Genomic DNA, 12,675 nt, shown 5'->3' with positions numbered 1-12,675 from the left:
CAAGGAACAGCCGCTATGAAAAACCCATCCCCGACCGTTTCCATGGCGGATAAAGTTGCCCTGATCGACAGCCTCTGCGCCAAGGCGCGGATCCTGCCGGTGATCACCATCGCTCGCGAACAGGATGTTCTACCCCTGGCCGATGCCCTCGCGGCCGGTGGCTTGACCGCCCTGGAAGTGACCCTGCGTTCGCAGTTCGGCCTCAAGGCCATCCAGATCCTGCGCGAGCAGCGCCCGGAGCTGATGACCGGTGCCGGCACCGTGCTTGATCGCAACATGCTGGCCGCGGCCGAAGCGGCGGGCTCGCAATTCATCGTTACGCCAGGCATCACCCGTGACCTGCTGGAAGCCAGCGTTGACAGCCCGATTCCGCTGTTGCCAGGCATCAGCAATGCCTCGGGCATCATGGAAGGCTATGGTCTGGGCTATCGCCGCTTCAAGCTGTTCCCGGCGGAAGTCAGCGGCGGCGTCGCGGCCATCAAGGCCCTGGGCGGTCCATTCGGCGAAGTGAAATTCTGCCCGACTGGCGGTGTGGGTCCGGCCAATATCAAGAGCTACATGGCGTTGAAGAACGTCATGTGCGTGGGCGGTAGCTGGATGCTTGATCCGGAGTGGATCAAGAACGGCGACTGGGCCCGCATTCAGGAATGCACCGCCGAGGCCTTGGCGCTGCTGGACTGATCGCTTCACCCGACACTTCGTTGTGTGTTCTACGGCTTTACGGTGCGCTTGGTCGGTGCACCGTTTTTTTTTGCCGGCGAAAAGTGTGGGAGCGAGCCTGCTCGCTCCCCCAGTCATCTCAGCGCAATTGAGTCAACGCCGAAGTCAGCAACATCATATCCGCCGCCGCCGTCGTCAGCCCCGGCGTGATACGAATACACGGCCCACACGCTGCGCCGTTGCGCACCACGGTGAACAGGTTGTAATCGCTGAGCAGTCGTTCGGCCATCGCCTGTTGGTCGGCATGCGCGGTAAAGCGCATGGACGTGATGCCGCAGTACAACCGTGGATCGTCCGGGGTCATGACTTCGATACCCGGCAGCTCACGGACTGCGCGCACCCACAGGTTGCGCAGGTAATTGAGCCGTGTCCCCTTGGCCACCGAACCGCCCATGGCCCAATGCTCTTCGAGCACCAGCGGCAGGGTCAGCAACGCGGGGATGTTCGGTGTGCTGTGAGGCGTGCGAGAGCGAATGTCGGTGACCGGGAAATGCATTTCGCCCATGTCCGGGTCGATGTCGGCCAGACGCTCGGGAGCGATGTAGAGAAAGCCCAACGTCAGCGGCGCACCGATCCATTTGTGCAAGTTGTATGCGGCGAAAGCGATGCCCAACTCATCGAGATCGAATTCCAGTTGCCCCAGCGCATGGGCGCCGTCGAGGATCACGTCGATGCCATGTTCTTTGGCGGCGGCGGCAATCGCCTGCACCGGCATCACCAACCCGGTGCGGTGGGTGACGTGGGTCAGGGCCATCAGCTTCAGTCGCGGGTAGCGCGCGAAGGTCTCGCGGTAGGTGGTCAACAAGCTGTCGAAACTGACGGGGTGCGCATGGTCGATCTCGATCACTTCGACGCCGCGATGAGTCGCCAGCCAGCGCATCGCGCTCTTGACCGTGTCGTATTCCAGGTCGCAGATCAGCACTTGATCGCCCGGTTGCAGGCGGTTGTAGTTGCGGATCAACGATTGCAAACCCTGCGACGCATTGGTGGTGAGGGCGACGCTGTCGGCAGGCACGCCGACCAGCCCGGCCAACTGCGCGCGGATCTTCACACTGTCAGCGTGTTCGAAGCGCTGACGCGCATACACCGAGTTGCTGCGGTTGATCAGCTCAATGTTGCGATGATATTCCTCGACCACGGTGCGTGACATGCGTCCGAAATAACCGTTCTCCAGATTGATCGGGCCAGGTTGCAGATCGTAGCGGTCGGCAAAGGTTTGCCAAAAGGCTTCATCACGGGCGCGGCAGGTGTTGTCGGGCATGGGCTACTCAATCAATGGCGGGCGGCGTGGCTCAGTGGCGCGGGGCCGGTTTACCGTGTTTGGCACGCAAGGGTTCGAGCAACTCCGATAAACCGTTGTGATCGATCTCTTGCATCAGGGCCAGTAGGCCACCCAACTCGCCATGGGGAAAACCTTCCCGGGCGAACCAGTTCAGGTAGGGGCCGGGCAGGTCGGCGATGATCCGTCCCTTGTATTTTCCGAAGGGCATTTCGCGGGTGATCAGCAGTTCGAGCTTTTCGGGGTTCATCACTCAGTCGTCTTGATTCATTCAGTCTGGAAAATACAGGCATTCTGCATGCAGGCCAATTGACAGATCATGCAAATAAAACGGATGCAGATTTGTCTTTTTTATCTAATCCTTTGAAAAATAAGGATTAATTTTTTGATTCGAAGCTGGCATGGGGACTGCACTACTTAATGCATCTTTCATCAACCGCAAGGAATTGAAAAATGACCGACATCAATAAAGAAGCGATCTCTGTACTCAATGACCTGATTGAAACCAGCAAGGACGGTCAGGAAGGGTTCAAGACTTGCGCTGAAGATATTAAGCACCCTGAACTCAAAACCCTGTTCGTGCAACGTTCTGCCGACTGCGCCAGTGCCGCCGCGGAATTGCAGGCAGCCGTGCGTTCGATGGGTGGCGATCCGGAAACTTCCACCAGCGTCAGTGGCGACCTGCATCGTCGCTGGGTCGATGTGAAAGCGATGTTCACCGGCAAAGATGAAGAGGCCGTACTGAACGAAGCCGAACGTGGTGAAGACCATGCGTTGAAGGCTTATCGCGAGGCTATGGAAAAAATCAACAAGCACAATCTGGTGGGTATTCGTGACATCGTTGAGCGTCAGTACCACGGCGTGCAACGCAACCACGATCAGGTAAAAGCCCTGCGCAACCAGGCTCGCGCACGCTCGTAAGCGTTCGTTAGCTGTCAAAAACGCCAGCCAGTCTGGCGTTTTTTTGTGCCTGGGAATTAGCGCTGGACGGGGTATAGATAGCTAGCTAATAATTTGTTTTTCAAGTGACCCGTCCCAACACGTCTATCGTTAAATCGTCCTTCCAAGAGTGTTATTCGTGCCCATAACTTTGCAGGCGTTGTTCGCGCCTGACCGTCGAGCCTTGCAGTTCGCGATCAAGACCTTGGTCGGTGGCGGCGTGGCGCTGTGGCTGGCATTGCGCTGGGGCCTGGAGCAACCGGCCTGGGCGTTGATGACCGCGTTCATCGTGGCGCAGCCGCTGTCCGGCATGGTGATGCAAAAGGGCCTGGCGCGACTGTGCGGTACGTTGGTCGGGACGATCATGTCGGTCGTCTTCATGGGACTGTTTGCCCAGACACCCTGGCTGTTTTTGCTGGCGTTGGCGCTATGGCTCGGATTGTGTACCGCCAGTTCGACACTGCTGCGCAGCGCCTGGTCCTATTCCTTTGTACTGGCCGGGTACACCGTTGCGATCATCGCGCTGCCGGCCATCAACCATCCGCTGTCCGTGTTTGACCAGGCCGTGGCGCGCTGCACCGAAATCTGCCTTGGCATCATCTGCGCCACCGCCAGCAGTGCCCTGCTTTGGCCAATGCGGGTCGAGCGACAACTGTCGGATCAAGCCCGTGCCGCCTGGCAAAGTGGCATGAACGCCGCGCGGGCGACGCTGGCCGGGGACGGCCAGGCGCGCAAAGGGTTGTTGGAAATTCTCGGACGCATCATCGCCGTGGACGCTCAGCGTGAACACGCCTGGTTCGAAGGTGCTCGCGGTCGGCAGCGGGCACGCGCCATCAGCGGCTTGAGCCAAAAGTTATTGATGCTGCTGCGTATCGCCCGTTCAGTGCGCCGGCAGTGGAAGCAGTTGGAGCCCCAGGAGTCAGCGCAGTTGACGCCGTGGATGAACGAGGTCGTGCAGGCGCTGGATGTCGCCGATGCCGCGACGCTGCATGCCTTGCGCCTGCGCTTGCTCGACGCATCCCACGACCCGCAAATCAGCTCCGCCCAGAGCTACTGCCTGGTGCGTTTCACCCTGCTGATGGATACGGCCATGGCGGCGACTGCGGCGTTGACTGCCGTCGAGGAGGGCGGTGAACCGCTTGCGCCACCCAAGACTCTGACACCCCACCGCGACCTGTCGCTGGCCCTGGTGTTCGGTGCGCGCAGTGCCCTGGCGTTTCTGGTGGTGGCGTGCTTCTGGCTGGCAACGGCCTGGCCCGCCGCAGCGGGTGCGATGTTGCTGACCTGCGTGGTGTGCAGTCTGTTTGCCAGCCGGGAGAATGGTGCGCAGATCGGCATGAGCTTTATGCGCGGGATCTTTCTGGCGATCCCGGCGGCATTCATCGTCGGGCAGATTCTGCTGCCGCAGTTGAGCAGTTTCGCGATGCTGTGCATGGGGATGGGCGTGCCATTGTTTTTCGGCGCGCTGGGCATGGCCAAGCCGCAGATCGGCGCCACGGCTACGTCGTTCTGTTTACATTTCATTGTGCTGGTGGCGCCGCTCAATCAGATGAAATTCGACGTCGCGACCTTCTTCAACAGCGCCCAGGCCATGGTCATCGGTGTTGGCGCGGCGGTGCTCGCGTTCCATCTGTTGATCCTGCGTAACCCGGCGTGGCATGGCCGTCGATTGCTGGCGGCAACCCTCGACGATCTGGTGCGCCTGACCCGGCGCAATCTGGCCGGTGCCGAGAGCTGGTTCGGTGGGCGCATGGCCGACCGTTTGCTGCAATTGGCACGGCACTATCCGGAATTGCCGGAGCCGGCACGAAGTCGCTGGGACGACGGGTTGCTCGGGCTGGATATCGGCGATGAATTGCTGCACCTGCGCATGAGCCTGGCGGTGGCCCAAGTGCCCGTATCTGCACCGCAACAGCGTTACCTCGAACACCTGGAGAGTGTCCTCAAGCAAGGCCCAGGCGGTGGTCGCGGCGAGGCGTTGGCCGAGGCCAGCGAGACCTTTTTGCAAACCCTCTACGCCTTGCCCGCCAGCGATGCGGTGAAACTGGCCCAGGGCGCGGTGCTGCAATTGCAAAACAGCTGGCGCGCCTGGTGCCGCCAACAGGAGGCAAACCATGGGCTTGCGTGAGTGGGCGATGGGTGGCGTGCTGCTCAGCCCGTTTCTGATTTATGTACTGCTGGCGCTGCTGGTGACCGGCGCTCTGCGCCTGTTGTTGCGGCTGACGCCGATTGGTCGGTGGGTCTGGCACGAAGCATTGTTTGATTGCGCCTTGTACGTCTGTGTATTGACCGTGATCACCGTCGTCCTCGGACCTTTATAAGGAGTTGAATATGCGTACCCCCGTACGTGTCGCGGTAACCCTGTGCCTGGTGGCGGTGGCGATTTTTTCCGGCGTGCATTTGTGGCAGTACTACATGCTCACTCCCTGGACCCGAGATGCGCGGATTCGCGCCGACGTGGTGGTGATCGCCCCGGATGTATCGGGTTGGGTGCGAGAACTCAAGGCTCACGACAATCAACAGGTGAAGGCGGGGGATGTGTTGTTGAGCATCGACCGCGACCGGTTCGAAGCCGCGCTGGAAAAAGCTCAGGCAGTGGTGCAGACCCGCCAGCAACAACTGAACCTGCGCGAACGCGAAGCCAGCCGGCGTGCCAGCCTCGGGCCGCAAGCGATCAGCGCCGAGCTGCGTGAAAATGCGCAAATCAATGCCGGTATCGCCCGTGGTGAACTGCGTGAAGCACAGGCCGAGGCCAAGGTCGCTGAGATCAACCTGGCGCGCAGCCAGGTGCACGCACCGCGCAATGGGCATATCACCAACCTGCGTCTGGCCCAGGGCAATTACGTCAATGCCGGGCAAGCGGTGATGGCGTTGATCGATGATTCAACTTTCTACGTGCAGGCCTATTTCGAAGAAACCAAATTGCCGCGGATTCGCGTCGGCGATCCGGTGAAGGTCTGGTTGATGAGCGCCGGGGAGGCGTTGCAGGGCCACGTTGAAAGCATCAGCCGCGGGATCACTGATCGCAATACCACTCCGGATGGGCAGTTGCTGGCGGAGGTTGAGCCAACGTTCAACTGGGTGCGCCTGGCGCAACGGATTCCGGTGCGGATCAAGCTGGACAACGTGCCGGAGGGGATCAACCTCAGTTCCGGAATGACGGCGAGTGTGCAGGTGCAGGAGGGTGAGCGTTAAGTTTCGTTCAGCGCTGAAATCATTGTGGCCAGGGAGCTTGCTCGCGCTCGGCTGCGCAGCCGTCGCAAAACCTGCCAACGCATTCGTTCAGGTGAACTGAAGTGTCTGAGTTGGGGGCGCTTCGCGCCCCGGCGCAAGCAAGCGCCCTCGCCACAGGTCAGCCAATGCTGATCGCTGGCAACTCGGTCAGCGTCACGCTCTGCTGCTTGCGCGGCGCGAGGATTTCCGCCTCGCCATCGACCACCAGCTCATCGCGCTGGTTGAACACGCGGGTGGCGATGCGCACGCGGAATTTTGGCAGTTTTTCGAGGATTTCCAGACGCACCGTCAGGGTGTCGCCGATCTTCACCGGCTTCTGAAAACTCATTTGCTGACCGATGTAGATGGTGCCCGGCCCAGGCAATTCGCAAGCGACCGCAGCGCTGATCAGCGCACCGCTGAACATACCGTGAGCGATGCGCTCCTTGAACATGGTGCTGGCGGCGTATTCGGCATCCAGGTGCACCGGGTTATGGTCGCCCGACATCGCGGCGAACAATTGAATGTCGCGCTCTTCGACCAACTTGCTGAAGCTGGCGGTCTGGCCGACTTCGAGGGCTTCGTAGGGGGTGTTGGTAACCTGGGTCATCTGTCTCAATTCCTGTGACGAATAAAAAAATTCACAAAAAAACTATTCGGTTCGATGTGGCCGGGGATTGCTCAAGGTCTGGTTGATCCAGCCCAGCACGTCGGCAATCACTTGATCGCGGTTGGTTTCGTTGAACAGTTCGTGCCGCGCCTGCGGATAGATCGTCAATTGCAGGCTCTGGCTGCCGGCTTTGCGCAAGGCGTTGGCCAGATCAGTCAGACGCTTGCCTTCACTCACCGGATCACATTCACCGCCAATCACCAGCAACGGCAGGCCCGGATCGATCTGCGCGAGATTGGACGCTTTGCTGATTTGCTGCAACCCGCCGAGCAAATCGATCCACAATTGATTGGTGCAGCGGAAGCCGCACAGCGGGTCATTGGCGTACAGGTCAACCTCCGCAGGATCGCGACTGAGCCAGTCGAACCGGGTGCGGGCTGGTTTGAATTTCTTGTTGAACGAGCCGAACGACAGCCATTCGATCAGCGCGCTGCGGCCCTTGGGCCCCTGGCGCAGACGTTCGAGACGGGCAATCTGCCGCGCTGCACGGTAAAGGGCTACGGGCTGAAAGTTCGAACCGCTGAGAATGGCGCCCTGCAGGCTGGCGCTGTGGTGCAACAGATAAGCCTGAGCGATGTAGCTGCCCATGCTGTGGCCGAGCAATACGATGGGCACGCCTGAGTGTTGCTGGCCGATGTGCTGATTGAGGCATGCCAGGTCACCCACCACTTTGGCCCAGCCTTCGCTGTCGGCGAAATGGCCGAGCGTCCCGTTTTCGGCAGTTTTGCCATGTCCGCGCAAGTCCGGTGCGTACACGCCGTAGCCCTGATCGCAGAATTTTTCGGCCAGGCGCGCATAGCGACCACTGTGTTCGGCCATGCCGTGAGCCAGCAGAATCACAGCCTTGGGGTGGCCCGTGGGCAGCCATTGATTGACGAAGAGGCGGCTGTGGTCACTGGTGGTCAGCCAGAACGTCTCGTGGATCATGGCGATTCCTTTCCATGCAGGGGCGCGGGGGGTGGTTGCATTGTATAGCGCATTATCGGGCTGGCATCAGCTCACGCCACGGCAGGAAGATTCACGCGATCAATGACGCCTTTGCGCATATTTGCCTGATTGGCCATAACTGCTAGTGTCCGTGAAGCTCCGCTTTTTGCATTGCGCTTTTTGAGGGATCAGAGAGAAATGACAGATAAGCGGCCCGGATAGGCTCAGGTAAAGAGGACAAGAACAATGCAACCTGATTTCTGGAATGACAAGCGCCCGGCCGGCGTGCCCCTGGACATCGACGCGGGTGCCTACAAGTCGGTCATCGAGGTGTTCGAGCGTTCCTGCAAGAAATTTGCTGATCGCCCCGCGTTCAGCAACATGGGTATCACCCTGACCTACGCCGAACTGGAGCGCCAAAGCGCAGCATTTGCCGGTTACCTGCAAGCCCATACCGACCTGGTGCCCGGGGATCGCATCGCGGTGCAGATGCCCAACGTCCTGCACTATCCGGTTGCCGTGTTCGGCGCATTGCGCGCCGGGCTGATTGTGGTCAACACCAACCCGCTGTACACCGCGCGGGAGATGCGTCATCAGTTCAAGGACTCCGGCGCCCGGGCGCTGGTGTACCTCAACATGTTCGGGCAGAAAGTCCAGGAAGTGCTGCCCGACACCGACATCCAGTACTTGATCGAAGCCAAAATGGGCGACTTCATGCCCGCCGCCAAAGGCTGGCTGGTCAATACGGTGGTGAGCAAGGTCAAAAAAATGGTCCCGGCGTATTCCTTGCCCCAGGCCATTTCCTTCAAAAGTGCGTTGCGCATGGGCCGAGGGCTGGGCATCAAGCCACTGAAAGTCGGGCTCGATGATCTCGCCGTGCTGCAATACACCGGCGGCACCACCGGCCTGGCCAAGGGCGCAATGCTGACCCACGGCAACCTGGTGGCGAACATGCAGCAAGTGCGAGCCTGCCTGGAGCAATTCGGCAATGACGGTCAGCCGCTGTTGCGCGAAGGCCAGGAAGTGATGATCGCGCCGCTGCCGCTGTACCACATCTACGCCTTCACCGCGAATTGCATGTGCATGATGGTGTCCGGCAACCACAATGTACTGATCACCAATCCGCGAGACATCGGCGGCTTCATCAAAGAACTGAAAAACTGGCGTTTCTCGGCGCTGCTCGGGCTTAACACGCTGTTCGTGGCACTGATGGACCACGCGGATTTCAAGACGCTGGATTTTTCCACGCTCAAGCTCACCAACTCCGGCGGCACCGCGCTGGTCAAGGCCACCGCCGAGTGTTGGGAGCAATTGACCGGTTGCCGCATTACCGAAGGCTACGGTTTGACCGAAACCTCGCCGGTGGCTTGCACCAACCCGTATGGCGAGCTGTCGCGCATTGGCACGGTCGGGCTGCCGGTGCCGGGCACCACGCTGAAAGTGATCAACGATGAAGGCGTCGAGCAGCCGTTGGGCGAGCGCGGCGAGCTGTGCATCAAAGGTCCGCAGATCATGAAGGGTTACTGGCAAAAACCCGAAGCCACCGCCGAGGTGCTGGATGCCGAGGGCTGGTTCAAATCCGGCGACATCGCAGTGATCGACCCGGATGGCTTTGTACGCATTGTCGATCGCAAAAAGGACATGATCATTGTCTCGGGCTTTAACGTGTACCCGAACGAGATCGAAGATGTGGTCATGGCCCACCCGAAAGTCGCCAATTGTGCAGTGATAGGTGTGCCGGACGAGCGTTCCGGCGAGGCGGTGAAGTTGTTTGTGGTGGCGCGGGAAACGGGTGTCAGCCTTGAAGAGCTCAAGGCCTACTGCAAGGAAAACTTCACGGCGTACAAAGTGCCCAAGCACATCGTGTTGCGCGAGTCGTTGCCGATGACACCGGTGGGCAAAATTTTGCGGCGGGAGTTGCGGGATATTGCTTGATTGATGGATGGCCGCGCTACGCGCGGATCGCGAGCAGGCTCGCTCCCACAGGGTTCTCGGTGATCTGTGGGAGCGAGCCTGCTCGCGATTTTTTTTGTGCAAAGCCCCGGTTCCCGGCGCTTTCAGAGCATTATAGAATTTTTGCTCTAAAATGACCGGTTGTAATTCTTGAGTCACAAATGTGACTGTAGAGGCCGCTTTTGGCTCTAGGCGACCCTCGGCAAAGCTGCTACTCTCGGCGCGCTTTGTGACTTCTCGGCCTTCTGTCAGCCAGATTCACCAATGACCAAACACCAATAATAATCGCATCAAATGCGGTGCTGAATTCGCGTTGCTGAGGAGTGGGCTTCCATGATCGAAGACTTTTGGAAGGATAAGTACCCAGCTGGGATTGCTGCCGACATCAATCCAGACGAGTATCCGAATATTCAGGCAGTGTTGAAGCAATCCTGCCAACGCTTCGCCAACAAACCGGCATTCAGCAACCTGGGCAAGACAATTACCTACGGTGAACTGTACGAATTGTCCGGTGCCTTTGCCGCGTATCTGCAACAGCATACCGATTTGCAGCCGGGCGATCGAATCGCCGTGCAACTGCCCAACGTGTTGCAGTACCCGGTGGCCGTCTTCGGTGCCATCCGCGCCGGGCTGATCGTGGTCAACACCAACCCGTTGTACACCGCACGGGAAATGGAACACCAGTTCAACGACTCTGGTGCCAAGGCCCTGGTCTGCCTCGCCAACATGGCGCATCTGGCGCAAACCGTGGTGCCGAAGACCGGCGTCAAACACGTCATCGTCACCGAAGTCGCCGACCTGCTGCCGCCGCTCAAGCGCCTGCTGATCAACAGTGTCATCAAGTACGTGAAGAAGATGGTGCCGGCGTATCACTTGCCCAAAGCCGTCAAGTTCAACGATGTATTGAGCAAGGGCCACGGCCAGCCAGTGGCTGAAGCCAGCCCGGCCAGCAGCGATGTGGCTGTGCTGCAATACACCGGCGGCACCACCGGCGTGGCCAAGGGTGCGATGCTGACCCACCGTAACCTCGTGGCGAACATGCTGCAGTGCAAGGCGCTGATGGGGTCCAACCTCAACGAAGGTTGCGAGATCCTGATCACGCCGCTGCCGCTGTACCACATCTATGCGTTCACCTTTCATTGCATGGCGATGATGCTGATCGGTAATCACAACATCCTGATCAGCAACCCGCGCGACCTGCCGGCGATGGTCAAGGAACTGTCGAAGTGGAAGTTCAGCGGCTTCGTTGGCCTCAACACGTTATTCGTGGCCCTGTGCAACAACGAAGGTTTCCGCAAGCTGGATTTCTCTGCACTGAAAGTCACGTTGTCCGGCGGCATGGCCCTGCAACTGGCGGCGGCAGAACGCTGGAAAGCGGTCACCGGTTGCGCCATCTGCGAAGGCTACGGCATGACCGAAACCAGCCCGGTGGCCACGGTCAACCCGATCCAGAACATCCAGATCGGCACCATCGGCATTCCGGTGCCGTCGACCCTGTGCAAAATCGTCGACGACGCCGGTGTCGAGCAGCCACTGGGCGAAATCGGCGAACTGTGCGTGAAAGGCCCGCAGGTCATGAAGGGCTATTGGCAGCGCCAGGAAGCCACCGACGAAATGCTCGACAGCGAAGGCTGGTTGAAGACCGGCGACATCGCACTGATCCAGCCTGATGGCTACCTGCGCATTGTCGATCGCAAGAAAGACATGATCCTGGTGTCCGGTTTCAACGTGTACCCGAACGAGTTGGAAGACGTGCTGGCGACGCTGCCGGGGGTGTTGCAATGCGCGGCCATCGGCGTGCCTGACGAGAAATCGGGCGAGGCGATCAAGATTTTCATCGTCGCCAAACCGGGCGTGACCCTGACCAAGGAGACGGTGATGGAGCACATGCGCGCCAACGTTACCGCCTACAAGGTGCCGCGCACGGTAGAGTTCCGCGATGCACTGCCGACCACCAACGTCGGCAAGATCCTGCGTCGGGAATTGCGCGATGAAGAGTTGAAGAAGATCAACGCGAAGAAAGCGACCGCGTAAACAACAAAAAGCCCCGCCGATGCGGGGCTTTTTGTTGAAGATCTTTTTGATTTTTTACTGACGGAACGGCGCGAAGTTGACGTTGGTGCCCGCCGGGCGCATGTCCTGCAGGTACGAGTCCTTGTCGGCGCTCAATTCCAGGCTAAGCGCCGCTTTGCGCTTGCCCTCGTTACGCACGACCAGCCCTTCGAGCTTCTCGCGCAGGAACACTGTCGGCACTTTCAAATGCAGCAGTTCATCGGTGTCCGGGGTGTGCATCAGCAGGTGAATCCACTCGTACTGACCAATGGCCAGGCGTGCCACCGGAATATCGAACCACCAGATGTTGCGATTGCGGTTCAGTTCGGTGAAGTGGCAGTTGTTGACGCCAAGCACAGCACCACCAAGTTCCTGGTTTCTGCGGGCAATGGCCTGCTTTTTATCGAGTTTCATAACATTCCTGCGGGGATTGGATCTTCAGCGCCATGGCGCCAATACGTTGCGCATTCTCGGGGGTTGCCGGGCAAACATAAAGCCCAACCTGCATTGAACGATGAAATGTCGTGCTGAAAATAAATGAAACTCCGCGCAAATGTCTCCGGTCAACCCTGTGTAACGACTTTTCCTCCCAGTGAAATATACGCAGGAGATTCATCATGGGCAGCACAGGCGATAAAGTGAAAGGCATGGCCAACGAAGCCGTCGGTAACGTCAAGCAAGGCGTCGGCAAGGCCACCGGTAATGACAAGATGCGCGCCGAAGGCGTGGTCCAGGAAAAGAAAGGCGAGGCCCAGCAAGCGGTCGGCAAAGCCAAGGATGCCGTGAAAAAAGGTGTCGACAAGGCCTGATCCGGTCGTAGAAGCAGCATCGAAACGGCCATCCACAGATGGCCGTTTTTGTGTCAGCCTGAACTTGATTGATGAAATTGTTTCAAAGTCGCCAGGTAGGCTACTTTGATGAA

At 59.2% G+C, this 12,675-nt stretch carries 13 protein-coding genes; 8 read left to right on the top strand and 5 right to left on the bottom strand.

What is annotated here, in order from left to right:
* The first annotated feature begins 15 nt into the window (after positions 1–15).
* Positions 16–681 (top strand): bifunctional 4-hydroxy-2-oxoglutarate aldolase/2-dehydro-3-deoxy-phosphogluconate aldolase, encoded by a 666-nt coding sequence (locus tag BVK86_RS05115; RefSeq protein ID WP_075945403.1) that lies wholly within the window; start codon positions 16–18, stop codon positions 679–681.
* 118 nt (positions 682–799) lie between these two features.
* Here BVK86_RS05115 and BVK86_RS05110 read toward each other — a convergent pair whose 3' ends face one another.
* Complete coding sequence (locus tag BVK86_RS05110; protein ID WP_075945402.1) at positions 800–1,981, bottom strand: aminotransferase class V-fold PLP-dependent enzyme; 1,182 nt, start codon at positions 1,979–1,981, stop codon at positions 800–802.
* Between the two features lie 31 nt (positions 1,982–2,012).
* Positions 2,013–2,249, bottom strand: a complete 237-nt coding sequence (locus BVK86_RS05105) for a DUF3820 family protein (RefSeq protein WP_003213031.1) — start codon at positions 2,247–2,249, stop codon at positions 2,013–2,015.
* 203 nt (positions 2,250–2,452) lie between these two features.
* Between BVK86_RS05105 and BVK86_RS05100 the strand changes: the two genes are divergently transcribed.
* From BVK86_RS05100 to BVK86_RS05085, 4 genes are all read left to right on the top strand, one after another.
* Entirely contained in the window at positions 2,453–2,920 is a 468-nt protein-coding gene (locus BVK86_RS05100) for a ferritin-like domain-containing protein (protein WP_075945401.1), read from the top strand.
* A gap of 157 nt (positions 2,921–3,077) precedes the next feature.
* A complete protein-coding gene (locus BVK86_RS05095; protein ID WP_075945400.1) occupies positions 3,078–5,066 on the top strand; it encodes an FUSC family protein in 1,989 nt (662 codons plus the stop codon).
* Positions 5,053–5,259: a DUF1656 domain-containing protein gene (locus tag BVK86_RS05090; RefSeq protein ID WP_075945399.1), complete on the top strand. Its 207-nt coding sequence runs from the start codon at positions 5,053–5,055 to the stop codon at positions 5,257–5,259. Before BVK86_RS05095 ends, BVK86_RS05090 begins: the two co-directional genes overlap by 14 nt.
* A 10-nt stretch (positions 5,260–5,269) precedes the next feature.
* The gene (locus tag BVK86_RS05085; protein ID WP_075945398.1) at positions 5,270–6,133 is read left to right on the top strand and encodes an efflux RND transporter periplasmic adaptor subunit; all 864 of its coding nucleotides are present in this window, start codon (positions 5,270–5,272) and stop codon (positions 6,131–6,133) included.
* 157 nt (positions 6,134–6,290) lie between these two features.
* Here BVK86_RS05085 and BVK86_RS05080 read toward each other — a convergent pair whose 3' ends face one another.
* Together BVK86_RS05080 and BVK86_RS05075 are read right to left on the bottom strand one after the other, a co-directional pair.
* Complete coding sequence (locus BVK86_RS05080) at positions 6,291–6,761, bottom strand: MaoC family dehydratase (protein ID WP_075945397.1); 471 nt, start codon at positions 6,759–6,761, stop codon at positions 6,291–6,293.
* A gap of 42 nt (positions 6,762–6,803) precedes the next feature.
* The gene (locus tag BVK86_RS05075) at positions 6,804–7,748 is read right to left on the bottom strand and encodes an alpha/beta hydrolase (protein ID WP_075945396.1); all 945 of its coding nucleotides are present in this window, start codon (positions 7,746–7,748) and stop codon (positions 6,804–6,806) included.
* A 246-nt stretch (positions 7,749–7,994) separates the two neighbouring features.
* Here BVK86_RS05075 and fadD2 point away from each other — a divergent pair, with 246 nt between their 5' ends.
* The gene (gene fadD2, locus BVK86_RS05070; protein WP_075945395.1) at positions 7,995–9,683 is read left to right on the top strand and encodes a long-chain-fatty-acid--CoA ligase FadD2; all 1,689 of its coding nucleotides are present in this window, start codon (positions 7,995–7,997) and stop codon (positions 9,681–9,683) included.
* Between the two features lie 351 nt (positions 9,684–10,034).
* Positions 10,035–11,735 carry a long-chain-fatty-acid--CoA ligase FadD1 gene (gene fadD1, locus BVK86_RS05065; RefSeq protein WP_075945394.1) on the top strand — a complete coding sequence of 567 codons (1,701 nt, stop codon included), beginning with the start codon at positions 10,035–10,037 and terminating at the stop codon, positions 11,733–11,735.
* A gap of 54 nt (positions 11,736–11,789) precedes the next feature.
* On the opposite strand, the gene BVK86_RS05060 is transcribed toward fadD1, so the two are convergent.
* Positions 11,790–12,167, bottom strand: a complete 378-nt coding sequence (locus tag BVK86_RS05060; protein WP_075945393.1) for a hypothetical protein — start codon at positions 12,165–12,167, stop codon at positions 11,790–11,792.
* Between the two features lie 203 nt (positions 12,168–12,370).
* Between BVK86_RS05060 and BVK86_RS05055 the strand changes: the two genes are divergently transcribed.
* Positions 12,371–12,562, top strand: a complete 192-nt coding sequence (locus BVK86_RS05055; RefSeq protein WP_075945392.1) for a CsbD family protein — start codon at positions 12,371–12,373, stop codon at positions 12,560–12,562.
* Positions 12,563–12,675: the final 113 nt, after the last annotated feature.

Source organism: Pseudomonas reinekei (assembly GCF_001945365.1).
Classification (GTDB): Bacteria; Pseudomonadota; Gammaproteobacteria; order Pseudomonadales; family Pseudomonadaceae; genus Aquipseudomonas; species Aquipseudomonas reinekei.
Note: the sequence above shows the minus strand (reverse complement) of the source record. Positions and strands in the feature narration are given on the sequence as shown.

Coding starts and splice junctions, on each gene's coding strand:
- BVK86_RS05085 (WP_075945398.1), top strand. CDS start 5,270: ATGCGTACCCCCGTACGTGTCGCGGTAACCCTGTGCCTGGTGGCGGTG.
- BVK86_RS05055 (WP_075945392.1), top strand. CDS start 12,371: ATGGGCAGCACAGGCGATAAAGTGAAAGGCATGGCCAACGAAGCCGTC.
- BVK86_RS05100 (WP_075945401.1), top strand. CDS start 2,453: ATGACCGACATCAATAAAGAAGCGATCTCTGTACTCAATGACCTGATT.
- BVK86_RS05105 (WP_003213031.1), bottom strand. CDS start 2,249: ATGAACCCCGAAAAGCTCGAACTGCTGATCACCCGCGAAATGCCCTTC.
- BVK86_RS05115 (WP_075945403.1), top strand. CDS start 16: ATGAAAAACCCATCCCCGACCGTTTCCATGGCGGATAAAGTTGCCCTG.
- BVK86_RS05075 (WP_075945396.1), bottom strand. CDS start 7,748: ATGATCCACGAGACGTTCTGGCTGACCACCAGTGACCACAGCCGCCTC.
- BVK86_RS05080 (WP_075945397.1), bottom strand. CDS start 6,761: ATGACCCAGGTTACCAACACCCCCTACGAAGCCCTCGAAGTCGGCCAG.
- BVK86_RS05090 (WP_075945399.1), top strand. CDS start 5,053: ATGGGCTTGCGTGAGTGGGCGATGGGTGGCGTGCTGCTCAGCCCGTTT.
- BVK86_RS05110 (WP_075945402.1), bottom strand. CDS start 1,981: ATGCCCGACAACACCTGCCGCGCCCGTGATGAAGCCTTTTGGCAAACC.
- BVK86_RS05060 (WP_075945393.1), bottom strand. CDS start 12,167: ATGAAACTCGATAAAAAGCAGGCCATTGCCCGCAGAAACCAGGAACTT.
- fadD1 (WP_075945394.1), top strand. CDS start 10,035: ATGATCGAAGACTTTTGGAAGGATAAGTACCCAGCTGGGATTGCTGCC.
- fadD2 (WP_075945395.1), top strand. CDS start 7,995: ATGCAACCTGATTTCTGGAATGACAAGCGCCCGGCCGGCGTGCCCCTG.